Origin of the sequence: Chryseobacterium sp. SNU WT5, assembly GCF_007362475.1 — a bacterium.
Classification (GTDB): domain Bacteria; phylum Bacteroidota; class Bacteroidia; order Flavobacteriales; family Weeksellaceae; genus Kaistella.
Genome location: NZ_CP041687.1, coordinates 1907394 through 1932569, shown reverse-complemented (window position 1 = coordinate 1932569; position 25176 = coordinate 1907394). Strand labels below are relative to the sequence as shown.

The 25176-nt window shown below is 35.9% G+C and carries 14 protein-coding genes; 7 read left to right on the top strand and 7 right to left on the bottom strand.

What is annotated here, in order from left to right; genetic code table 11:
• The first annotated feature begins 35 nt into the window (after window positions 1-35).
• Entirely contained in the window at window positions 36-1658 is a 1623-nt protein-coding gene (locus tag FNJ88_RS09185) for an ABC-F family ATP-binding cassette domain-containing protein (protein ID WP_143852839.1), read from the top strand.
• 119 nt (window positions 1659-1777) lie between these two features.
• On the opposite strand, the gene FNJ88_RS09180 is transcribed toward FNJ88_RS09185, so the two are convergent.
• On the bottom strand, window positions 1778-2584 hold the full coding sequence (locus FNJ88_RS09180) for a ferritin-like domain-containing protein (RefSeq protein ID WP_143852838.1): 807 nt from the start codon (window positions 2582-2584) through the stop codon (window positions 1778-1780).
• 42 nt (window positions 2585-2626) lie between these two features.
• Window positions 2627-3334 (bottom strand): ferritin-like domain-containing protein, encoded by a 708-nt coding sequence (locus tag FNJ88_RS09175; protein WP_143852837.1) that lies wholly within the window; start codon window positions 3332-3334, stop codon window positions 2627-2629.
• Between the two features lie 306 nt (window positions 3335-3640).
• Between FNJ88_RS09175 and recJ the strand changes: the two genes are divergently transcribed.
• A complete protein-coding gene (recJ, locus tag FNJ88_RS09170) occupies window positions 3641-5362 on the top strand; it encodes a single-stranded-DNA-specific exonuclease RecJ (RefSeq protein WP_143852836.1) in 1722 nt (573 codons plus the stop codon).
• 3 nt (window positions 5363-5365) lie between these two features.
• Here recJ and FNJ88_RS09165 read toward each other — a convergent pair whose 3' ends face one another.
• Window positions 5366-6502 carry a hypothetical protein gene (locus tag FNJ88_RS09165; protein WP_317132170.1) on the bottom strand — a complete coding sequence of 379 codons (1137 nt, stop codon included), beginning with the start codon at window positions 6500-6502 and terminating at the stop codon, window positions 5366-5368.
• A gap of 95 nt (window positions 6503-6597) precedes the next feature.
• Here FNJ88_RS09165 and FNJ88_RS09160 point away from each other — a divergent pair, with 95 nt between their 5' ends.
• Together FNJ88_RS09160 and FNJ88_RS09155 are read left to right on the top strand one after the other, a co-directional pair.
• A complete protein-coding gene (locus FNJ88_RS09160; protein ID WP_143852834.1) occupies window positions 6598-7116 on the top strand; it encodes an NAD(P)H-dependent oxidoreductase in 519 nt (172 codons plus the stop codon).
• Window positions 7116-8957: a cation:proton antiporter gene (locus FNJ88_RS09155; RefSeq protein ID WP_143852833.1), complete on the top strand. Its 1842-nt coding sequence runs from the start codon at window positions 7116-7118 to the stop codon at window positions 8955-8957. The genes FNJ88_RS09160 and FNJ88_RS09155 overlap by 1 nt, the downstream gene beginning before the upstream one ends.
• Window positions 8958-8992: 35 nt before the next feature.
• Here FNJ88_RS09155 and FNJ88_RS09150 read toward each other — a convergent pair whose 3' ends face one another.
• Complete coding sequence (locus FNJ88_RS09150) at window positions 8993-9406, bottom strand: type II 3-dehydroquinate dehydratase (protein ID WP_143852832.1); 414 nt, start codon at window positions 9404-9406, stop codon at window positions 8993-8995.
• A gap of 407 nt (window positions 9407-9813) precedes the next feature.
• On the opposite strand from FNJ88_RS09150, the gene FNJ88_RS09145 reads away from it, so the two are divergent.
• The 3 genes from FNJ88_RS09145 to FNJ88_RS09135 are packed head-to-tail and all read left to right on the top strand — an operon-like array spanning window position 9814 to window position 18087.
• Window positions 9814-14808, top strand: a complete 4995-nt coding sequence (locus FNJ88_RS09145) for a translocation/assembly module TamB domain-containing protein (RefSeq protein ID WP_228414618.1) — start codon at window positions 9814-9816, stop codon at window positions 14806-14808.
• The gene (locus FNJ88_RS09140) at window positions 14808-17153 is read left to right on the top strand and encodes a BamA/TamA family outer membrane protein (RefSeq protein ID WP_143852831.1); all 2346 of its coding nucleotides are present in this window, start codon (window positions 14808-14810) and stop codon (window positions 17151-17153) included. The genes FNJ88_RS09145 and FNJ88_RS09140 overlap by 1 nt, the downstream gene beginning before the upstream one ends.
• Window positions 17154-17169: 16 nt before the next feature.
• Window positions 17170-18087 carry a YihY/virulence factor BrkB family protein gene (locus FNJ88_RS09135; RefSeq protein WP_143852830.1) on the top strand — a complete coding sequence of 306 codons (918 nt, stop codon included), beginning with the start codon at window positions 17170-17172 and terminating at the stop codon, window positions 18085-18087.
• A gap of 89 nt (window positions 18088-18176) precedes the next feature.
• Here the strand turns inward: FNJ88_RS09135 and FNJ88_RS09130 are convergent, their stop codons facing one another.
• Genes FNJ88_RS09130 through FNJ88_RS09120 form a run of 3 tightly spaced genes read right to left on the bottom strand, consistent with a single transcriptional unit; the run spans window position 18177 to window position 25094 of the window.
• Entirely contained in the window at window positions 18177-20522 is a 2346-nt protein-coding gene (locus FNJ88_RS09130; protein WP_143852829.1) for a phosphocholine-specific phospholipase C, read from the bottom strand.
• A gap of 57 nt (window positions 20523-20579) precedes the next feature.
• On the bottom strand, window positions 20580-22061 hold the full coding sequence (locus FNJ88_RS09125) for a SusD/RagB family nutrient-binding outer membrane lipoprotein (protein ID WP_143852828.1): 1482 nt from the start codon (window positions 22059-22061) through the stop codon (window positions 20580-20582).
• Between the two features lie 18 nt (window positions 22062-22079).
• Complete coding sequence (locus FNJ88_RS09120; protein ID WP_228414507.1) at window positions 22080-25094, bottom strand: TonB-dependent receptor plug domain-containing protein; 3015 nt, start codon at window positions 25092-25094, stop codon at window positions 22080-22082.
• Between the last annotated feature and the right edge of the window lie 82 nt (window positions 25095-25176).

Sequence of the window (25176 nt, the reverse complement as noted above, 5' to 3'; positions counted from 1 at the left end):
CTTTTCGTAATTTTGCATCAAATTTACAAAACTATATGTTAACAGTATCTAATTTATCTTTACAATTCGGAAAAAGAGTACTTTTTGACGAGGTAAATATCATGTTTAGCAAAGGAAATTGCTACGGAATTATTGGCGCCAATGGTGCAGGTAAATCTACCTTTCTAAAAATATTAACGGGTCAGCAAGATCCTACCAGCGGATCCGTATCCTTGGAACCTGGAAAAAGAATGTCAGTATTAGAGCAAGATCACTTTGCCTACGATAATTTTACCGTGCTAGAAACTGTATTAAGAGGTAATCAAAAGCTTTTTGAAATAAAAACTGAAATGGATAACCTTTATGCAAAAGAAGATTTCTCTGATGCAGACGGTATTAAAGCAGGAGAATTAGGCGTTCTTTATGATGAAATGGGAGGCTGGAACTCTGAATCGGATGCGATGACGATGCTTTCTAACGTAGGCATCAAAGATGAAATGCATTACCAGATGATGAGCGAGTTAGAAAATCAAAATAAAGTAAAAGCACTTTTAGCACAGGCTCTATTTGGTAATCCAGATGTTTTAATTCTTGATGAACCTACCAATGACCTGGACATTGAGACGATCGCTTGGTTAGAAGATTTCTTATCTACTTACGAAAACACCGTAATTGTTGTTTCGCATGACCGTCACTTCCTTGATACCGTTTGTACCCATATTGGAGATTTAGATTATGCAAAATTAAATCTTTATACAGGGAATTATTCTTTTTGGTATCAGGCATCTCAACTTGCGACAAGACAAAGACAACAGGCTAATAAAAAGGCAGAAGACAAGAAAAAAGAACTACAGGATTTTATCGCACGATTTTCCTCCAACGTGGCGAAAGCAAAACAGGCAACTGCACGTAAAAAAATGATCGATAAGCTGAATATCGAAGATATTAAACCATCTTCCAGACGTTATCCGGCAATTATTTTTGATACGGAACGTGAAGCAGGTGACCAAATTCTTGAAATTAAAGGATTAGAAAAAACAAAAGATGGGGAATTGCTTTTCTCAAAAATTGACTTAAATTTAAAGAAAGGAGATAAAGTAGCGATTATTTCTAAAAACTCTTTGGCGATTACAGAATTCTTTCAAATCTTAAGCGGTAACGTTGAAGCTGATAAAGGAGAATTCAATTGGGGAATTACAACCAATCAATCTTACATGCCTTTGGATAATGCGAGTTTCTTTCAGGAAAATATCAGTTTAGTAGATTGGCTAAGACAGTTTACAAAAAATGATGAAGAACGTCACGAAGAATATATGCGAGGTTTTCTGGGGAAAATGCTATTCTCTGGTGATGAAGCACTTAAGTCCTGCACCGTCCTTTCAGGAGGTGAGAAGATGCGTTGCATGTTTAGCCGCATGATGTTGCAAAGAGCCAATGTTCTATTATTGGACGAACCTACCAATCATCTGGATCTAGAAAGTATTACCACTTTAAATAATTCCTTAGTGAATTTTAAAGGAAATATTTTACTTTCTTCTCATGACCACGAAATGTTGCAAACAGTATGTAACCGTGTTGTGGAATTGACGCCGAAAGGAATTATCGATCGCGAAATGACGTACGATGAATATTTAGAAGACAAAAAAGTAAAAGAATTACAACAGCAAATGTATTCTTAGAATTAGTCACCTATTTTAATAAAGAAAAAGCCGTTCAAATTACTGAACGGCTTTTTCTTTACTATAACTAGAACAATGCTCCTTTTAAATATGGGCAAGGTTATTAATAACGGACTTCATTATACAATGAACAAACGCGCAATCGCTGAAGCATCGTCTCCTGATAGTATTTCATCAAAAGAGGCGGATCCTGCTGGCGCACCAAATAATGAAGAGGTATTAAAACCAGCTTGCATAATGTTTTCCTCACCAGCATAAACCGCGTCAGTCTCGGCTGGCATTCTACCTCCATCTTTTAACTCTATCCATCCTTTATTCGCGCGCATTCTACGAACTTGGGAAGCGTGTCTTGCCTCTACAGAATGAATTTGTAATGCCGCTTGCAACACCCCTTTATTAGAAGCTACATTTCCAGCCTGCCCTTTGTATGCTCTTACTCCCGTGTCTTCAAAAGCTTGCGCTAAAATCATAAATTGCTGATAGTCATCAAACGGTTGAAAAGTACCACCGACGGTAAAATCAAATGTTGGTTTGGATCCAGGACTGGTCCCCAATGAACTTAAAGTCGCTTTTAGAAATGCAACATGAGCCGTTTCATGTTTGCTGATCTGTTGAAAAACAACTTTATCGCCAGCGGGAATTAATCCTGATTTTGCCAATCCTGTTCTATAATATTCATCTTCAAGATACTCTAAAGTTAATGCTAACTGCAAAGCACCAATTAAATCAGAAGCTGCAGAAACAGAATCTTTTGTGGTTTCCGCTTTTGCAGATGTCGCCATAAACGATCCTAATCCAAGCGGAATACTAGCAATTGCAGCTTTCCTGCCGAAATTGGCAATATCTGAAAGTCCTTCGGAACGGGAAGTCATTTTAGTGAAAAACTGATCATCTGACAGTTTATCTAATATATTAAGTAAGTTCATAATAATTTCTTTTTTTTAATTAATAATTTAAAAACGTCGCGATTAACCGATCCCCTGTTCTTTCCAAGTGAAAGGCGTCTTGATAAATCCGCCGGCAATTTTCACAATATCTTTTGGGTCTTTAGCCAAATCAAGTCCATTAACATCGATTACATCGTCACCAGAAAAATCACCCGATCCTGGATTAATTATATTTCTGATTGCAGAGGCGTGTCTTGCCTCAACAGAAACTATTTTTCCTGCGATAACTAAATAATCCAGGTTACTAATATATTTACCAGCACCATTGTATGCTGCAACTCCAGTATCTTCCAATGCTTTGGATGTTGCTAAAATAGAGTCTCTACTGTTAAAATCTACTCCATCATATTTAAATTCGAGCTTTGGTAAAATACTGCTCGTAGCACCGCTAATTGCAGCTTTGAAAAAGTCTCGGTGTATTACTTCATGATGATAGATATCGGTGAATAGTTGTCTTTCTTCATCGTTAATTCCTCTATAAAAATTATTGACTACTTTGGTATAAAAGTCTGCCTCTAACTGCTCTAATGCGTAGGCATAATTAAGAATCCCTAAATCTCCTTTCCCTAAATCGAAAACATCATCCATCGGAAATTGGTAATCATCTTCTCTACATCCTGCGATGGTAAGGCCGGCAACCATTAGACCTACGCCCCCTAACTTTAAGAAGTTTCTTCTGCTCGTATCCAAGGTTGCACCTTTATTGGACACATGTACTGTTTTTTCCATACTATTTTATTTGTTGATTAATAAGGTTCTATTAATAACTACGACGTAGAATAAAATTTAGATTTAGAAATTGATAATTAATTTTACAAAATACATAACCTACTGATTATCAGTGTTGAAAATTATTTTTTATTTTATGATTATTTAATAATTATCATAAATAAATTCAGTTTCCATAATAAAAAGCTAATTCTATTAATAATATTAACCGGAAAAAATCAAACTTTTACATTTGACCTATTTTTGATTTTCTGCACCTGTTCAACAAGTTATGAGCTCACAAATTTTTCCTATTTTTGTAACATTATGAGTCAAAAATGGATTTACAAAGCCGCACCAGATGAGGATACCGTGGACGCAATAAGCTCCTCCCTGGGTTTTGGAACATTTGAATCCAAAATTTTAGTCCTTCGTGGTATTGATAATTACCAAAAAGCCCGCGAGTTCTTTAAACCAAACCTCAACGATATTCACAATCCTTTTTTAATGAAGGATATGCAACTTGCCGTAGATCGAATCGCAACAGCGATCGAAAATGGCGAAAAAATCATGGTATATGGTGATTATGATGTTGATGGAACTACTGCTGTTGCCCTAGTTTACTTGTATCTCAGCAAAATCGTTGAAAGAAAATATTTAGAATACTATATCCCTGATAGAAATATTGAAGGATACGGAATTTCGGAGGAAGGGATTGATTACGCAAGCAAAAATGGATATTCCGTGATTATTGCGCTCGATTGCGGTATTAAAGCATTAGATAAAATTGAGTACGCGAAAAAATTTGGAGTTGACTTTATTATATGTGATCATCATTTACCTGGTGAAGAAATACCGGCAGCGGTTGCAGTTCTGGATCCTAAGCGAAAAGACTGCCGCTATCCATTTAAAGAACTTTCTGGTTGTGGCGTAGGCTTTAAGCTTTGTCAAGGCCTAAACACCATCTATAAAATACCGGAAGCGGAACTTTTCGAATTAACGGATCTACTCGCAATTTCTATTGCGGCCGATATTGTGTCGATGAGCGGTGAAAATCGAGTTTTAGCAAAACAAGGTTTAAAAGTATTACGAAAAACTCGAAATCTCGGTTTAAGAATGCTCATTCCAGAAGATAAATTAGCCACTTTCGAAATCTCAAATATTGTTTTTGAAATTGCACCTAAGATAAACGCTGCCGGTCGCATTTCTCAAGGAAAGGCTGCGGTAGAATTAATGGTTTCTGATAACCTTAAACATGCTCATCAAATCGTAAACGACATCATAAACCTTAACGATTCCAGACGAGAAATGGATATGAGTAGTACCACAGAAGCCTTATTACAGGTAGAAACCACTGGACAACTCAAGAACTTCAGTACGGTAGTTTATGGTCCAAACTGGAATAAAGGAGTTATCGGGATTGTTGCTTCTCGTTTAATTGAAACCTATTATAAACCGACGCTCGTTTTCGCAGATGGTAACAATGGTGAAATCGTTGCTTCTGCAAGATCGGTCGCTGATTTTGATGTTCACCATGCTTTAGAAATGTGCTCTGATCTGTTTTTGAAATTTGGTGGTCATCCCGCAGCAGCAGGATTATCTATGGAAAAAGATAAATTTGAATTATTCAAAGAAAAGTTTGAAAAAGTAGTTGCTGCAAAAATTCAGGAACATCAGATCGAGCCAAGCATAACGATAGATTCTGTAGTTGAGATTGATGATCTGAATAAAGATTTCTTTAATTTTCATCGCAAATTGGCGCCTTTCGGTCCCGATAATATGAAACCTGTGCTAGTATTGAAGAATGTAAAAGTTGCAGGATATGTGAAAATTATGGGAAAAGACAATAGCCATCTTAAGTTTTTTATCCGCCAGGAATCAACTGGCAAAAACATTGAATGCATTGGTTTTAAACTAGGTAAGTATGCAGATGACTTTCGACAAAAACGTTTTGATATCGCCTTTACCGCTGAAGAAAATCATTGGAAAGGCAATGTAACTTACTTCTTAAGTATACGCGATGTAAAGTTTAATAATATGGAGGCATAAATATTACAAAACTTTATGTTTCTCAAATTCCTTTTCCCGATCAAAAAGATATCGGTAGGTTGCCAATTTTCTAGAAACTGAAGTTTCTAAATTTTTCGCAATTTTTATCATCTTCGGATTAAAATCACCGATCCACTGCATTTCATAATCTTCAAAATCAGTAGTCTCTTTGAAATGCTTGGTCCCTTCCCAGATTAAAAATCCATCGATTCCTTTACGTTGCCATTCGGGGACAATCCCAAAAACCAACCCAACCATTTTTCTGTTCTTTCGAAACTTTTTAATGATTAGAAAAGCAATTTTCTGCAAAATACCAAACTTACCGTTAAAGAATTTAAACCATTGATTTAAATCGGGAATATTCATCCAAAAAGCAATTGGTTTTTCATTTTCATAAACGAACCATGATATATGCTCATTAATAACAGGCTTCAAATTATTAAATAATTTTAGAGTTTGGGTAGTGGTAAATTGTTTTCCTTCACCATGGCTTGCCCATGCTTTATTGTAAACCTCTGCGAAATCCTCCGCAAATTTGTTTAAATACTTAATTTTTAATGGCTTTGCAGTAATGTTTTCATTTTTAGAAATCCGCTCGTGCATATCCATAAAATTCTGAGCCACAGGATCATGAATTTTCCTACCAAAACACAATTGGTTGAAAAAGATTTCAAAACCATAGTTTTCAAAAAGGTTTTTATAATAAGGCGGATTATAATTCATAGCGTATAAAGGTTCAGAAAAACCTTCAATCAGCAAGCCCCAAAACTGATCTCGCTCTCCAAAATTAATGGGTCCATCCATGGCCTCCATACCTTTTTGCTGAAGCCAATCTTTACAGAAATCAAATATAAAATCTGCGACTTTCTGATCATCAATACAATCAAAAAAACCAATTCCCCCAGTGAGTTGGCTCTGCTTGTACTTTTTATTAATAAAAACGGCAATTTTTCCAACAGTTTCTCCTTTTTCATTCTTAAAGAGATACCTCTCACATTCACCCAATTTGAAAAACTTGTTCTTTTTCGGGTCAAAAATCTTTTCAATATCCTGATCTAATGGTCGAATGTAATTTTTATCCTTGGAGAACAAACGTGCTGGAAAGTTTAAAAACTCTCTTTTACCCTCTTTCGTATCCACTTTTAATTGCACCATATTCAAAAATAATAAAGATTTCCTGCATACAATAGATTATTTTTTAAATTTTTCAGTATTTTTAGGGAAATAATATTTTTGTGAAAAAAACGCTTGCCATCTTTGCCCACCCCTATTTCGAATACTCTTCAACAAATTTAGAGTTGATCAAAGCGTATAGCACTTCGGATGATTTGATTTTTAAAGATTTATACGAAGAATATCCTGATTTTCACATTTTGACGTTCCGCGAACGGAAAAGAATCAAAGAATTTGAGCGGTTGGTTTTTCATTTTCCGCTTATTTGGTTTGGACTTCCTCCCTTATTGAAACTTTGGATTGATGAAGTTTTTGATATGAGCTGGAAAGCAGAAAGTAAGCATCCTTTAAATAATAAAGATGCCATTATCATTGTGACTATTGGCGCGAGCGCAGAAAATTATCAGAAAGACGGCCTTTACCATACTACGATCAAGGAGTTGATGAAAACACTTATGCTCTCTCTAGAAGTAAACGGCATTGAAATTAAAGAAATTATAGCAGTCTATGAAGCAGATGATCTGGAGGAGGATCAATTAAAAGAAATTACCGCTAAAATTATAAAAAGCTTAAATACATAATGGCTGAAGCATCATTGGCACAAACTGCCTTAATATTTTTGGGAGCTGCAATTATTATGGTTCCACTGGTTCGTAAACTGGGCTTAAGCTCGGTGATCGGATTTATTTTGGGTGGAATAATCATCGGCCCCTTTGGATTAAAACTTACTGGAAATGATTCCAAAGATATTATGGACGCCACAGAATTTGGTGTTATTATGTTGCTTTTTTTGGTGGGATTAGAAATTGAACCGAAAAAATTCTGGGTTATCAGGAAAAAAATTATTGGAATGGGTCTTGGGCAAATGGCTTTCACGATATCCATACTCTTTCTAATTTTTTATTGGGCCGGTTGGCGTACAGACAAAGCGCTGGTTGCAGCTTTATGTTTTGGAATGTCCTCTACAGCGATTGTTTTGCAAACCCTAAAAGAAAAAAACATTTTCCGAACAGAAGTTGGCGAGGCTTCTTTCTCTATTCTACTCTTTCAGGATATTGCAGTGATTCCGATATTAGCATTATTACCGGTTATTGCACAGCAATCAGAGAAAAATGAGAATCAAATCCTTTTGCAGTTGCTACCCGATTGGCTGCAGCCATTTTCTATTATTTTAGGTATTGCAGCATTGATTATTTTGGGTCGCTATATTTTCGTTCCTTTTTTAAGATACGTTTCGAGATCAGGAATGAATGAACTGTTGACTGCTTCTTCTCTTTTTTTGGTGATTGGAGTTTCTGAATTAATGAATTCTGTTGGTCTCAGTGCAGCTTTAGGCGCTTTTATTGCAGGCGTTATGTTGGCAACAAGCGAATTTCGTCATGAGCTGGAAAGTCAAATCGATCCCTTCAAAGGGTTGCTTTTAGCAGTCTTCTTTGTTAGTGTAGGCGCCACAATTAACTTTTTCGTCATCATGGAAGACCCCATGTTTATTTTTACGACCACCGTAGTAGTACTGATTGTAAAATTTGGTGTTTTAATGGGTGTTGGAAAGTTCTTTAAATTAAAACTACATCAGAATTTCTTAGTAGCATTTGGGCTTGCGCAGATTGGCGAATTTGCTTTTGTACTTATCAACTATTCAACTAACCTCTACTTACTGGATCCAAAATTAAATGCACAATTAATGGCCATAACTGCGATTACGATGTGTGTCACACCAATCCTTCTTATTATTAATGAAAAATTTATTGAGCCCAGGACTCACAACATAAAAAAAGAACCTGAGGAACTGGACACACCAATCAAAATGCAAAAAATAATCATCGTTGGTTTTGGGCATTTTGGAAGTACGGTAGGACGATTACTGCGTGTGAATGGAATCACTGCGACCGTCTTGGACAATGATCCTGAACGGGTTAATTTATTAAGATCGAATGGATTTAAAGTTTACTTCGGTGACGCTGCAAAACCTGGGATTCTCCGCTCCGCAGGCGCAGAGACTGCAGATTTACTCATCTTATGTTTAGACAGTCCAGAAAAAAATAAATTTATATTGGAATACGCCAGAGAAAACTTCCCTCAGATGAAAATTTTCGTAAGAGCGAAAAATCGTTCAGATGCGTATGACTTTATCAACAATGGTGTGGATGACATTTACAGAGAAACCCTCGGAACTGCGGTAAATATGGCTGTTGATATTTTAAAAGCGACGGGAATGAGAGCTTATGCTGCCCGCAGATTAGGACAGCGATTTACAGTAATCGACAAAGCGATGACCAGGAAATTAGCAAAAGAACAGCTGAAAGACAAGGTTACGTTTACCATGAAAGAATATCTGGAAAGAGAAGCAGATTTACTAGCGGAAGACAGCAATTCCTTCGATGAATCACAATGGAACGAATATGAAGAGTACCAAAACTAGAAAATAGATTGAGCTTTCTTTTCCAGCTTAACACACTATTTAGAACTTAAACTTGAAATCGCTAGAAAGTAACCCTTCATTCCAAACCCACTTATCACCCCATCTGTATTTACTGCGGTAACAGACTTTTGGCGGAATTCTTCTCTTTTGTAAATATTACTAATATGAACTTCAATCTTTGGTTTAGAAATATTTTTCAGGCAATCAGCAATCGCATAAGAATAATGAGTAAAAGCACCCGGATTAATGATCAAGGCATCAAAATCATTTTTTTGAAGCCGATTTATAAGCTCCCCTTCGACATTTGACTGATCAGAGAAAATTTCATGCTGAGGAAATTCTGTCCTCAAATTTATTACGTAATCATCCATTGAAACAGTTCCGTAAATTTCGGGTTCACGCGTTCCAAGTAAATTTAGATTAGGTCCATTAAGAATTAGAATTTTCATGCTCAAATTTTTACAAATATATGGCTTTAGTTAAAAAAAGCTTTAAAATAGAATCCAATATCCTACATCTTTTGCAAAATTTGATTTTTTATAGCAAAACCATTGTTTCCACCAAAACGTTTCCGGAAATGTAGTCTGAAAAATTAAACCTTTGTACTTATTGCAATTTAACTCTCTTTTTACAAAGAAATAATAGTTTAATATAAACAATATTAGAATTATTAAGTTGTTCTTTTATAAAGCAATGTCTTTCTTTTCATTAGTAGATTTTAGGAATAAAAATTGATGTGAAATCAATTTGTTTCAAAATACAAGTTTCAGCCTGTTAAAAAATAGTTTTTAAAGACGCTGTAATAAAGAAAATGTATTTTTGCATTACTGTCAAATTCTAATTTACCCTTGTGAATATTTATAAAAAGATTTTAAAATATACTGGAATCTTCATCGCATCATTATTGGTGTTGGTGATTGTTTTGGTTTTAAGTTTACAATTGCCATCTGTCCAGAATTTTGCCAAAGGAAAATTGGTGAATTATCTCGAAAAAAAGATAAAAACCAAAGTGAGTTTAGACCGGGTTTATGTCGGCTTCCCGAATAGTTTGGTGATGGAAAATCTTTATCTGCAAGGTCAGAAAGTCGACACGCTTCTTTTTGCTAGAAAATTAGATGTTGGTTTAAATATTCCAAAACTCCTTAATAACACGGCTGACATTACCTCCGTTGATTTGCAAGGTGTGAAAGCAAATGTCATTCGCAATGAAAATGGCACTTTTAATTTCGATTATATTTTAGATGCTTTTGCTACCAAAGATGAAGAAGAAACGCCGTCGAAACCATTTATTATTTCTTTAGATAAAATCAAATTAAAAGATATCGGTATTTCATTTATCGATAATCAATCCCGAAATGACATCAATCTTTATTTCAAATCTTTTGACACCAGGGTAAAAACCTTCGATCTTGAAAAGAATTCTTACGCCATGAATGACATCAATATGGATGGATTGCGTTTGAAATTGAAACAGGATTTGCTTGAAGAAGTTACCGATAAAGTGGAAAAAAAAGTAGATTCTCTACAAAAACAAAGTCCTTTAAAATTAGGTTTAAATAAAATTAAACTCACCAATTTCAACATCGACTACGGTGATGACAACACCAAGACTTTTGCTAAAGTTATTTTCAAGGAACTCAGCACCAAAATCAGTAAACTCGATTTAGAAAAAAGTGATTTTGGAGTCGAGAATCTTTATCTAAAAGGCGCAGACATTAATGCTAAATTATTTCTGCCGGCTCAAAATGCCAATCCAAAGAAAACGGAAACAACTCCAAATTCCAACGACACCTCATTAGCGCTTTTGCTCAATAAATTAATTCTGGATGATGTAAAAGTTGTTTACGATAATACAGCGATTGCTCCTACCAGAAGTGGGATGGATTTCAATCATCTGAATTTTTCTAAAATGAATCTGGAACTTTCTGATTTCAAAATGAAAGACGGAACTTTTGCAGGTCAGGTAAAATCAGCAGAAATCAAAGAAGGTCGTGGTTTGGATATTCAGAAATTCGAGACTGATTTTGTATTTGAAGACCAACAAGCATATTTGAAAGATTTGTATTTACAAACTTCAAAAACGATTTTACGCGATGAAGTGGTTTTGAATTATAATTCGATTGAACAACTTTCTGCAAATCCTGGAGCTGTAAAAATCACCGCCAATATCCAAAAATCTAAAGTTGGCTTTTCTGATATTTTAATGTTGGTTCCAACCCTTAGAAATACCGCGCCGTTTAATAAATATCCTAATGCTATTTTAAATGTAAATACAAGATTGAAAGGAACGGTGAACGATTTACAAATTCAAAATCTGGAACTTTCAGGAATTGATCAATTAAAAGTACACGCTTCCGGAAACGTGAAAAATGCGATGGATCCTGATCATCTTTATTACGATTTAAATGTTCGGGAACTTTCATCATCAGCGAAAACCATATATAATTTAGTTCCGAAAAATACAATTCCGACGAATATTAGCCTTCCTTCTTATTTTAAAATTGTAGGAAAAGCAAAAGGAACGACTCAAATTGTTAATACCAATTTGAAAATCACTTCCACTTTAGGAAATGCTGGAATTCGGGCGTCTGTTGATATGAAACGAAAGGATCAAGAACGTTACGATCTTATGGCCAACTTGCAAAATCTACAAATCGGCAAGATTATTCAGAATAAAGATTTAGGTTCTATTACCGGACAAATCGCGGTGAAAGGACAAAGTTTCGATCCTAATAAAGCAAATGCTGATATTAAAGGAAATATAAAATCAGTTGCCTACAACGGTTATACTTACCAAAATATGGCACTGACCGGCAAAGTAAATCGCGGTGCTTATGTGATTAACCTCGATTCAAAAGATCCAAATGCCAATTTAAAATTACTGGCTTCAGGTAGTTTTACTGATAAAGATCCATCGATTAAAGTGAACGGAACGATTCGGAAATTAGATTTGAATAAACTCGGTTTCTATGATGACCAAATGATTCTTGCAGGTGATTTAGATGGTGATTTTAGCAGTTTAAATCCTGATGCACCCAACGGTTATTTGACTTTAAAAAACTTTGCCATTTCTGATACGAAAGATGTTTTTCCTTTGCAGGAAGTTTTTCTAAACGCAGTTTCAACCGCAGACAGCAATCGAATTACTTTGAAATCCCAAATTGCAGATATCGACTTACATGGAAAATATAAGTTGACTCAGATTCTAGGTTCACTTCAAAATACCATTAATCAATACTATCAGTATCAAAAACCAGGAACGAAAATCGCGAAAATAGATGCGAATCAATTTTTCACTTTTAATGCAAAAATTAAAGATGATAATCTCCTCAGAAAATTTGTTCCTGAATTAACAGAATTTGAACCCATCACTTTGGTCGGAAATTATGATGCCGACTCTCGAAAGCTAGAAATTAACGGACAAATTCCGCAAGTGACTTATGGTGCCAACAAAATCAGTGGCGGTACTTTATCAATCAACAATTTGAATGATGCTTTAGTTTACGATGTAAAACTGGCGGAGTTTAAAAATGAAAGTATGGCGCTTCAGAAAGTGAGTTTGAATGGCGATGTTAAAGATAACCTTATCACGTACAACGCTTCCACGAAAGATGGAAAAGATACAACTCAATTTTTAGTTGCTGGAAATGTGGAGAAAATCGGTGATTTGACGAAAATCACGTTGAATCCTAATGGTTTAACACTGAACTACGACAATTGGCAAGTTTCGCCAGAGAATTATTTACAAATAAGCAGCGGCGGAATTTTAGCCAACAGTTTTGCAATTTCAAATAACGGAAGTGAAATTCGTGTGCAATCGGAAACCAATGTTCCGAACAGTCCGCTCAATATTGACCTTAAAAATTTCAAAATTGAAACCATTACTGAGCTTATTAAAAAAGATTCGCTTTTGGCAAAAGGAAATATTAATGGAACGGCGCAACTTCGGGATTTGAAAAACAATATGACGTTTACCTCGGATATTGATGTGACCGATCTATTTGTTTACGGCAGTCCGGTTGGGAATTTAGATATAAAAGCAAGTAATCAAAGTGCAGATTTAATTCGTGCAGACATCGCACTTTCTGGTTTTGACAATGATGTGAAATTGGGCGGAACATTCAATACTAAATCAAGTGGTTTGGATATGAACCTCAACATGAAGCAACTTCAAATGAAAACGGTTCAAGGATTATCTATGAATGCCATCGAAAATGCAGAAGGCTTTCTCTCCGGAAATTTGAAAATTAGCGGAAAAACTGATGCGCCAAATGTTTTGGGTGGAATTAAATTTAATGATGTAGGTTTAGGAATAACTCAATTAGGAAGCAGCTTTAAACATATCAATGATGAAATAAGATTTACCAACCGTGGAATCGATTTCAATGATTTTAAAATTAAAGATGAATCCGGAAATGCGATTGTGATTGACGGATCGGTACTTACCAAAACGTATAAAGATTTCGCCTTTAACTTAGATGTGAATGCGAAAAATTTCAAAGTCGTAGATTCTGAAAAAGAGAATGACAAAATAATGTACGGTGTTTTGGCGATTGATGCAGACCTGAAAATTCGCGGAGATTTAGATTTACCACAAGTTGATGGAAATTTAGCTGTAACCGATAAAACAGATTTTACATTTGTTTTACCGCAATCTTCACCTTCTTTAGAGGATAGAGAAGGAATTGTAGAATTTATCGATCAAGATCAAATTGCGCTACAGAAAACCGTAAAAGCAGATTCATTGACAGACCAAAGCCAGATTAAAGGAATGGATGTTAACGTGAATATTGAAGTAAATAAAGAAGCAAAAATTTCTTTAATTATCGATAAAGCCAACGGCGATTTTGTAAAACTTCAAGGAGAAGCACAATTAACAGGTGGAATTGATCCATCGGGAAAAACAACTTTAGTCGGAGTTTATCAGGTTGAAAAAGGAGCTTATGAAATGTCGGTGAGTTTACTAAAAAGAAAATTTGAGATTGAAAAAGGAAGTACGATCACCTGGACTGGCGAACCGATGACAGCGAATTTAGATATTACGGCAGTTTATAAAACCGATGCGGCGCCACTCGATTTATTGCAGCAACAATTAACGGGCGTTTCTGGAAATCAGTTGAATCAATACAAACAAAGAATTCCTTTCAACACTTTATTAATGATGAAAGGCGAACTGATGAAGCCGATTATTACATTCGACATTACGACTTCCAAGGAAAACAATTCTGTATCGGCAGAAGTCATCGATAATACAACGGCCAAGCTCGATCAACTGCGACGGGACGAATCTGAAATGAACAAACAGGTTTTTGCTTTGTTATTGCTAAACAGATTTATTGGCGAAAATCCTTTCCAAAGTGAAACTGGATTATCTGCTTCTACTTTGGCGAAACAATCTGTGAGTCGAATTTTATCAGAACAATTGAATAATCTGGCAAAAGACTTAATCGGTGGCGTTGAACTCAATTTCGACTTAGAATCAACTGAAGATTATTCGACTGGAAATAAAAATGAAAGAACTGATTTGAATATTGGTTTGAGTAAAAGATTATTCGATGACCGTTTAAAAGTGACGGTTGGAAATAATTTTGCCTTGGAAGGAGATGCTCGTGAAAAGGAGCAGATGACCAATATTGCTGGCGATATTACTTTGGATTACAGTTTGTCAAAAGACGGCAGATATATGTTGCGTGCTTATCGTAAAAATGATTATCAGGTTGCACTGCAAGGTCAGATTATCGAAACCGGAATTGGATTCATTATCACTTTGGATTACGATAAATTCCGGGAGATTTTTGAAAAATCAAAAAAGAATAAAGAAATTAGAAAACAAAATACGTCTTCAAAATAATGATAAAATTGAAAACATACTCCTTTAAAATAGCAACACTATTATCTTTTGCGATTGTAATTTCGTCTTGTAGCAATACCAAGTTCCTACAAGAAAATCAGATGCTTTACACTGGTGCAAAAATTAATATTAAAAATGATACGCTTTCGAAAAAAGAGAAATCTAATTTAAAAGAAGCACTTCAAGATCAATTAAGGCCAAAACCAAACTCTTCTTTTTTAGGATTAAGACCTCGACTTTATATTTATAATATTACCAAAGAACCAAAAAAGCAAAAAGGACTTCGCTATTGGCTGAAATATAAAATTGGTGAAAAACCGGTTTTATTAGGTGACGTAGATCGGGAATTTAATAAAAAGATTATCGTTAATTATTCTGAGAACAAAGGTTTCTTTAATGCTAAAGCGTCATCTGACACGATTGCTAAAAATAAAAAAGCGCAAGTCATCTACAAAGTGCGACCTGGAGCAAGATATTTAATTAGTCAAGTAAATTTCCCTGAAGATTCAACCGTTATCAATTCTGAGATTCAATCGATTAAAGACAAAACCTTCTTAAAAGTTGGAAGTCATTTTGATTTAGATGTGATAAAAGCCGAAAGACAAAGAATTGATGAACACTTAAAAAATCGAGGTTTCTATTATTTCAGTCCTGATAATATTATTGTTCAAGCGGACAGTACGGTAATGAAAGAACCAAAAGTTGAACTTTTCGTCAAACTGAAAAAGAACACGCCAGAAATTGCAAAAGATCAATTTACTATTAATAAAACCATCGTTTTTGCAGATTATAATATTGATGATGTGAAACTGGGAAAATACGGTGTTCCCTACAAAACGGATTCGGTGAAGGTCTACAATGATCTCTATATCATCGATCCGGAAAATAAATTTAAACCAAAGATCTTTGACCGAACACTTTACTTTAATCGTGGAGATCTTTACAACAGAAAAGACCATAATTTATCATTGAACAGACTTATCAGTTTGGGTGTTTTTAAATTTGTAAAAAACGAATTCGTAGTTTCAGATTCTTTGAACCACAAATTTGATGCATATTATCTTTTAACGCCAAGACCATTTCAATCTCTACGTTTGGAAACTTTAGGAAAAACCAATTCAGCGAACTATACTGGTGGAGAAGTCAACCTCAACTGGACCAACCGAAATTTCTTCCGCGGTGCAGAACAATTGAAAGGCTCAATTTATGGCGCGACCGATATTCAAGTTGGTGGTCCAAAAGATGCGAATAATATTATCCGTTTTGGAGCCAATGCCCAACTTTCAATTCCAAGAATTGTGGCGCCGTTCAAATTTCATTCTTCAAGCGCCTATGTTCCAAGAACCAACGTTAATCTTGGATATGAATATTTGAGCCGAACCAAATTATACACGTTGCATAATTTCAATACTTCTTTCGGCTATGTTTGGAAGGAAAATGAGCGCAAAGAACACGATTTAAAAGTAATTGAGGTGACTTTGGTTAAACCTCAAAATGTAAGTGATGAATATTTAGAACAAATCACGGGAAATGTTGACAAGGGTATTGAAGCAAATCCTTCGCTCCAGCGAGTAATAGATAAACAGTTGATTTTCGGACCGACTTATAGTTATACCTATACGACTACGATGCTTCCGAAAAAGAACACTTTCTATTATAAAGGAAGTGTAGATTTAGCAGGAACCATAACGGGTTTGGTGAGTGGCGCTGATGCCAAAGCAGGCAAACAAAAAGAACTGTTCAATATTCCGTTCAGCCAATATGCGAAAATGGAACATGATTTCCGTTATTATAGAAAGGTGAATGAAAAAAGCACGATTGCGACCAGAGCAGTTGTGGGCGTTGGTTTGCCATACGGCAACTCGACGACGATGCCTTATGTTAAACAGTTTTTTGTGGGTGGAAGCAATAGTGTCCGTGCATTCCGTGCCAGAACTTTAGGACCGGGAAGTTATGATCCTAGAAATCAAGAAGCAAATTTCTTCTTCGATCAATCGGGAGATATTAAACTTGAATTGAATGCCGAATACCGCGCCAATATTTATAAGTTTTTGAATGCTGCAGTTTTCGCTGATGCCGGAAATGTTTGGCTACTTAATGAAGATCCTGAAAAACCAGGCGGAAAGTTCTCCAAAGACTTTGCAAAAGAAATTGCAGTTGGAGCTGGAGTTGGTCTTCGATTGGATTTTTCAATTCTTATCTTAAGACTTGATCTTGCGGTGCCACTTAGAGTTCCTTATTACGAAGAAGGCAATCGCTGGACTTTTGATAAAATTGATTTCGGAAGCGGTGCCTGGAGAAAGGATAATTTAATCCTAAACATTGCGATTGGATATCCGTTTTAATTGATAGAAGAGGAAAATGAAAAAGATAAAATTTTACTGGGAAACTTTAAAAGAAACAGCTACCGAATGGGTGAACTCTGATGCTACGCGCGATTCTGCTAGTTTGGCCTATTATGCCATCTTCGCAATTCCTGGTTTATTGATTATTATTATCTGGATCGCAGGACATTTTTTCGGGCAAGAAGCAATCCGGGGACAGATTACTGAGCAAATCGGCAGCATGATGGGAGACGATGTAGCCTCCAGTATTCAGGAATTAATTGCGAGCGCCTTAATCGACAGGGAAAATATTTTCATGAAAACGGTCGGTGTCTTTTCCCTGGTTTTCGGTGCTACCACTATTTTTTTCCAATTGCAAAAATCCTTAAATAAATTATGGGACGTTGAACCTGCACCAAAACAAGCCATCCTCAAGTTTCTTTTAGATCGCGCTAACTCTCTCGGGATGATTCTGGTGATTGGATTTTTATTGATGATCACCATGGTGCTTTCTTCTGCCATCAGTTTGCTCAATAATTTTATCATGTACAGTTTAGGCGTAGAAACGTACATCTTAATGGAGGTCGTGAATTACGGTGTTGGGTTCGCGATTGTCGTCTTACTTTTCGCCTTTATGTTTAAAGTATTGCCCGATGTTGAAATTCGGTGGAAAGCAGTTTGGACCGGCGCATTCCTGACGGCAATTTTGTTTAATGTTGGCAAACTATTATTAAGTCTCTATTTCGCAGAATTAAAACCTACCTCAGCCTTTGGAAAAGCTGGAACGATCATTTTAGTAATGATGTGGATTAACTATTCCTGTATGCTTATTTTCTTTGGCGCAGAATTCACCAAGGTATATTCCAAAAAGAAAGGTTTTAATATAACTCCCTCGAAACATGCGAAATGGAGTGGAGAAAAATTATATCAGGAATCTTTGGCTGAAAAAAAATAAGTGCCGAGATGAAATCAGAATAAACGATTTAACCTCGACACTTAAAAATAGAATGTAGTTCCTAATTCTTTTTAATAATTCAACTGTAATTATGCCCAATGAGGATCGGAGATACTTTCTTTACCATTCTCACCACGACCTGCAAAGCGCCATCTAAAATCTTGCGTTTTTATTTCAAGATCATACCAGCCAGATTGCTCAGGCGTTTCTATACGAATCACTTTTTCATTTTTGGAAACTAAAATTTCCTGTTTGCCTCCAGTGTAATGATCGTGAATCTCTATCTTTTGATCTTTTGAACCTTTAAGAGAAAACACCAAGAAAACTTTACGTTCTTCATCTGTAAGTAATTTTACCTGAAGCCTCTTCTTAATATCTTCAAACTCCCCTTCAAAAGAACGGTAGAATCCATTAGGACCAAAAACTTCATAATCACAAGCTCCAACGATTGAATGAGTCAGTTTCTGTTTACCAAATAATGCATACGGGAAATAAAATCCTACTGCTTCTTTCAGTTTAGAACGATCAAAAACCTGCAATGGAACTCCTTTTTTTATTGTATTCTCCATTACAATACCGCTTTCTGTGAGATTAACCAGAAAATTATAGGGCAGTGAATTGGATTTCTTTATCCCTCGTTCTTGAATTTCCAATAAATCACCGGCAATTTCTTCTTTATTAAAATATTTAAAATCTGGTACAGGTTTATCTTTCGCAGCGTTGATCTGTGAAGCGCAATGACGTTGATCCACAAAATCAATTACGGGGCTTTTCTCACCAGAGTGGTTAAATATGGAAGTGAGATCACCACAGATTGCACGGCGCCAGTCACTGATGTTGTCTATGCGTACGTCTTTCTTAAATTTCTTCTCAATAAACTTTTCTAAAAATTGGATTACCGACGTATGATCAAACACTTCAGAATTCACATAACCTCCTCTTGTCCAAGGTGATGCTACAATTAATGGAACCCGGTAGCCTAATCCAATTGGTCCTTCTACCAGATCTTTTTCTTGAAGTCCATCAGTTTGCATATACTTTTGAGAGTTATGGATAAACTCCGCGCCACTTTCACCATTATAATCGACTGGTTGTGAAGGATTATTAGGAGGTGTGAAAGGGATGACGTGATCGAAGTATCCATCATTTTCATCATAATTAATAATGAAAATTGTTTTTTTCCAAACTTCAGGATCTTTCGTGAGAATATTCATCATTTCAGAAATAAACCAGGCACCGTACCACGGAGATCCTGGATGATCGGAAAAACGTTCGGGAGCAATAACCCACGACACCAATGGAAGCGTTCCTTCTTCTGTATCTTTTCTAAATTGGTAAAGGACATCACCTTTCGGCACCACTAATCTATTTCCGTTGCTATCCGTACTTTCATCAAGCTTCCAGAAATCCGGATCATTGATATTTGTAGAAAAAGCTTTTTGATGAATGTTTTGCTCAAAACTATTTAAATTATTAAAATCCTCTGGTTTGTAATTTTCTATATCTTTTTTGAGATCATCAATGATCGCATTTAATTGAACTGCTTTTTTAGGGTTTTCAGCAAGTTCTTTCTCGAATTGTTGAATGAGCGAGGGAATATAATGGTAATACCCTGGCGAAAACCGAACACGATATTGTACGAACCATTCCAACGGATTATCGGTGAAATTACTCAGCCAGGCGTCTTGTTCGCCCGTCATTCCTTTCGGCAGACTAATATCATTTTGATAAATCTTCCAACTTACCTCATTCTTTTCTAAAAGTTCCGGAAAAGTTTCCCAGGTCGCCTGATTTTGTTTGTCATAATTAATATGACCATTGTAAACATTTGCTTTTACACTACCTTCTTTCGATTTTCTAATAGTACCTGACCAATGAAAGAGCCGATTAGGTGTAGTGCCAGTGAGTGAAGAGCAGAAATAATGATCTGCGATGGTAAAAGCATCCGCTAATTGATAATAAAAAGGCAGATCCTCTCGTGTATAATAGCCCATTGTCAATGGCATTTCTGCATATTCTTTTCGACCCGAAGCTTTTGCTTCTATCCATTGATCATATTTACCACCATTGAATGCCTCTATTTGGTCTCGCCAAGAATGAGGTAAAGCACTCATCCATGTTGCTTTTGTATTTTTAATATCGAGTCTGGTAGGAATTGCATATTTCCCTTTTTTCTGCTGGAAGAAAACGCTCTTCCCATCAGGTTTTATGAAGGCTCGCTGATCCAAAAAACCACGAACCCCTTTCATACTTCCGAAAGCATGGTCAAAGGATCTATTTTCCTGCGTGAGAATAACAACGTGTTCAGCATCATAAAAACTATTGCCGGCAGGTTCAATCTTGAAAGCATTCAAAATGGAGGGATGCAGAACTCCCGCAGTTCCTAAACCTGCCATAAGCATAGCAGACTTCTCCAAAAAGGTTTTTCTATCCATAATTTCTAATCATCAAAGTTGAATTATTTTAATATGATCCTTATTAAAAAGCATTAATTATTGTAACCACCAAGGCATTTCGTTAATATCATCTTTGCCATTGAACTGTCGTTGCAACGCCGCGTTTAAGTTTTCTGAATTGTAGTTGTATTCCGGCATCGGATATCTGAAACGGTATGGAGGATGCGACATTCCAGCAGGAAGTGGCAATGCGGGATATTGAGTCCGTAGATAGTCATAGTAGGAAGTCCACTGAGATTGATGAAACATGGTCATGTATTTTTGTCCCAATATCAACTTCATTTTATCTTGTACACTGTCGCCATCATTAAATTTCACAACATCACTTTGTAAATAATTAGCAATATTAAAACCGGCAAAATAGGCTTCTGCATTTTTCACATACCTGCGATAAAAATCAAAACTGGCTGCGATTCCTTTTTCATAATGGCTTTTTGCTGAAGCAGAATTGATCCAATTTCTTACCGATCCTTCCGCTAAAATAAATTCAAGTTCTGAATAACTTAAGATATTAGAAGGTTCATTTACGGGGTCCAGATAAAATCTAGTATTAATTTTTGAGATGTTCTTTGCAGTAACCAAAGCGGCATTATCAGAATAAGGAGAGACAGGATTACCACCATTGTAGGAAGAAAAATCGGTGATTGCTTTCCCAGCTTCTTTTGCGCCCGAGGTCTGCTCTGCAAAAGTAAATAAGCGAGGGTCTTTTCGATCTTTGAAAAGGTTTACAAAGTAATTTGCAATATAAAGACTGGATCCATAGCCACTGTCATTAAAGGTACTGTACCTGCTATCTGCGGCATCGAAAAACCTCAATTGTCCATTATCTGCAATTGATTCCATTAAAGGTTGGGTTGTAGCAATGTTTGAAAATTCAGATGCGATATTAAGTCCATTTACAGTACTCTTTTTAGACAAAGTCATGAGTACTTTCAATCGATAAGAATTGATAAGTCTCTTCCACTTTTGTGAATCTCCCTGATAAATAATGTCCCCTTCTATTTTTTCAGTGGCATTTATTAAATCATTGGATTCTTTCAGTTCATTGAGAATTCCAGCAAAAACATCTTCCTGTTTGTCATATTTTGGTTTAGTAATATTACTTTCTCCCATCAATGCTTCTGAATAAGGAATATCTCCAAATTTAAGGGTTAATTTGTAGAAAATTACAGCTCGATAGAACTTGCCAATCGCAACGTAATTTTTATTCCCAACCTTTTCCGCTTCCACCATCATTTTACTAACGTTGAGTAACGTAGAGCTGTAATCTGAAAAAGAAGCATCATTCCATTTATAATACTGGTAAGAGTTTTCACCATCGATGGCAATCATCATTCGAGATGCGAAATGGTTATCGCCATCTACCTGAAAGATATCCTTAGAAACATACGTAAAAAGGTGTTTAGCGTCTACTGACACCAAATCGTTTGGATTCACATTGATCGAGGTAAGATCAGATTCACAAGAAGTTAAAAATAACGTTCCTGATAACAGGATATATTTAAATATTGTTTTCATTTTTATAAGTTGATTAAATTAAAATTTAGCGCTAAAACCCAATCCTATCCAACGGCTGGACGGATCTTGTATATCGTTTCCGGATGCAGAACTATTACCAGTTCCTACGCCAGACCCACCGATTTTATAATCCGGATCTGAATATAGATTTTTGGATCTCTTCCACATAAATAGGTTATAGCCGGACACATTCACGGTAAAATTCTTGATCATCCAGGAAGGATTTAGATAAGGGGTAAAATCATACCCAAGAATAACGGAGCGTAATTTTACGAAGGAGCGGTCGAAAACATTAGCAAAATTACCACCCTCTTCTTCTGTAACTCTGGCTCTGTAAGGATAATTTTGTGCCCAATCCTGAAAACTGATTGCTTTGGTATGTTGAACGTACGAGTTTGTAGTCTGATTATAATTCACTCCTTGTGGTACAAAATAATAGGTACCTGGATTTGCATATTCTGCATCTCTGTAATCTGTAGAAAGCGGGTGCTTACCACCCCACCACATTTTTTCTGAAACTTGAGATCTCATCACGCCACCAAAGCTCCCATCGATACCAACACTTAAGGATAGGTTTTTATATTTTAAATTATTGGTAAACCCAAAAGTCCAATCGGGATTTAGATGTCCCAGATTCGTCGGGTTATTTGCACGAGTCGGCATACCGGTAGTCGCATCCAAAATGAGTTGACCGTCGGGAGTTTTCTCCCAGGCATAATCATAATAGCTATCCGTGCGTTCGTTCAGCTTAATGTTCTTGTAAGTACTCTCATTCTTATAAATAGAAGTCAATTTTTGTTCGAAAGTACTCCAGTTAATAAGAGTGCGCCATTGAAAATCTCCATTTTTAAAAGGAGTCAGACCCAAAGTAAGCTCTAGTCCTTTATTTGTGTAATCATTTCCGTTGACGTACTGATTTACATATCCCGAAGATTGAGCCACCGGGAATTGTAGAATATTATCGTAATCTTTAGTATTAAAATAAGTAGCTTCAAAGGTGAATCTGTTCTTGAACATACCCACGGTTAATCCCAACTCATAGGAACGGGTTTGTTCAGGAGAAATGGAGTTTTCAAAATTCAGAGTGCTAGGATAATAGTACATTGGCAAACCGTTAAAAGTGGTGCCTCCATTATTTAAATAATAATTTCTGATTGAATAAGGTTCAAAATCATAAGATACCTTTGCCCAAGAAGCTGACAATTTCAGTAAATCAACAGATTCCGGAAGATTAATAAATTTGGATAATACGGCACTTAGGGAAGCAGACGGATAAAAGTAGGATCTGTTTTGTTTCGGAAGTGTAGAGGACCAGTCATTTCTTCCTGATAGATTTAGGAAAAGTGCTTTATAAAGACCAACATCTAAGGAAGCATAGGTACTGTATATTAATTTTTCAGTTAAATAGTTATATTTCTTTACATCTCCAATTGAGTTTTCCAGGGTATAAACCTGTGGCATTTTTAAGCCGTCAGTCGACGAATTCTCCACTTTTGTTTTTCTATAAAAACCAGAACCTCCAATATTGGCAGTAATATCAACGTTTTCACCGAGCTGTTCTTTATAAGTTGCTAAAATATCATAGTTAAGATCAACCTGCTTGTAGTCATTTTTTTGATAGCCTCCCTCACGCGGAGCACTGTAATTAAAATAGGATTTTGGACTTAATATTTCCTGCATATTATGGTTTTGCACCACAGAAGCTTTTCCTCTAACGCTCAATTTATTATTGAAGATATATTGTAAACCCGCTTGAGAGTTTATAATATCGGTGTTATTTTTATTTTTAAAATATTTTGCTCCAAACCAAGGATTATTGTACCACGCATAATTATAATTGGCCTGTTTAATCCCTTCTCGACCGGGAACCCACATGTGGTTTTTCAGATCGTTGCCATTTACATCATCGCCCATCCAGATAAGAATGGTATACATGTGCCCACTTGGATTATAATCATAATTGGGAACATTAGGAGTGTAGGTATTATTGTAGTTAAGTTTACTGTCAAAAGTTAATCTGGGAGTAATCTTATTAACGGTAGAAAATGTAAGTCCGGATCTTTGTAAATAGGCTTCGGGAATTCTATCGTCATATTTCATATAATTTCCAGAGAGTCGGTATTCGTTGGCTGGAGTTTTATAGGAGATTGCGAAATTATTATTAAAAATTAAAGCAGGTTTAAGAAAATTATCTAAATTATTATGAGATTTCCAATCAATAGGAACTCTTTCAAATTTTGAGCGGTCATCATAAGCTGTTCCTGTCACTGCACCGTACCAATCAATAGTTTCACCGGTAACTTTATTTCTTATTGGACTATTCCATTGAGCAACCTTACGACCAGGAATAAATTTCGGACCCCAAATCATGTCTCCATCATTTACGCCTCCATCTGCACCGTCCCAGAATTCATATTCACCATGAGATCCATTTCCGTATTCGTGTTGAGTTTCAGGTAAATTCGTGAAGCCAGCACTTATCATTAAGTTTTGAGAAAAATCTACACTGAAGCCTTTCTTCTTTGCGCTTTTAGTGGTGATGAGAATTGCACCGTAGCGACCTCGTGAACCATAAAGAGCTGATGCTGGAGCTCCTTTTAGAACATTGATGTTGTCTATATTATTAGGATCCAAGTTTTGATAAACTTCATGGTTTACAATTACACCATCCAGAACAATGATCAGATTAGTATTTCCACGAAGCGTAAATATGGGCTTTTGCTGCATGCCCGGTGGATTAGATACATTTAATCCTGATACTTGACCAGCAAATAGGTTCGATATATTCGGAGTCGTAAGACTTTCAAATTGTTTTGTACTGATTTCCTGCGTTGCATAACCAATATTATCCTTCTTTTTTGAAATTCCTAAGGCCGTAATAACCACTCCTTCAATGTTTGTGGTACTGATTGAATCATTCAGGAGCGAGGTCTTTTCTTTGGTTGAGGTAATTACTTGCGCATCTAATCCCCCATATAAAAGGATGACACTAAGGGGCATTAATAGTTTCCTGCTTAACATAGCACGTTTCATAGTTTTGAAATTTTTTGCAAAGTTATAGGCAGCGCTACGAAACACTATTAACAGTTTCTTAACTATTAATGAATATTGCGTA

Coding starts and splice junctions, on each gene's coding strand:
- FNJ88_RS09185 (WP_143852839.1), top strand. CDS start 36: ATGTTAACAGTATCTAATTTATCTTTACAATTCGGAAAAAGAGTACTT.
- FNJ88_RS09180 (WP_143852838.1), bottom strand. CDS start 2,584: ATGAACTTACTTAATATATTAGATAAACTGTCAGATGATCAGTTTTTC.
- FNJ88_RS09175 (WP_143852837.1), bottom strand. CDS start 3,334: ATGGAAAAAACAGTACATGTGTCCAATAAAGGTGCAACCTTGGATACG.
- recJ (WP_143852836.1), top strand. CDS start 3,641: ATGAGTCAAAAATGGATTTACAAAGCCGCACCAGATGAGGATACCGTG.
- FNJ88_RS09155 (WP_143852833.1), top strand. CDS start 7,116: ATGGCTGAAGCATCATTGGCACAAACTGCCTTAATATTTTTGGGAGCT.
- FNJ88_RS09150 (WP_143852832.1), bottom strand. CDS start 9,406: ATGAAAATTCTAATTCTTAATGGACCTAATCTAAATTTACTTGGAACG.
- FNJ88_RS09140 (WP_143852831.1), top strand. CDS start 14,808: ATGATAAAATTGAAAACATACTCCTTTAAAATAGCAACACTATTATCT.
- FNJ88_RS09135 (WP_143852830.1), top strand. CDS start 17,170: ATGAAAAAGATAAAATTTTACTGGGAAACTTTAAAAGAAACAGCTACC.
- FNJ88_RS09130 (WP_143852829.1), bottom strand. CDS start 20,522: ATGGATAGAAAAACCTTTTTGGAGAAGTCTGCTATGCTTATGGCAGGT.
- FNJ88_RS09125 (WP_143852828.1), bottom strand. CDS start 22,061: ATGAAAACAATATTTAAATATATCCTGTTATCAGGAACGTTATTTTTA.
- FNJ88_RS09120 (WP_228414507.1), bottom strand. CDS start 25,094: ATGAAACGTGCTATGTTAAGCAGGAAACTATTAATGCCCCTTAGTGTC.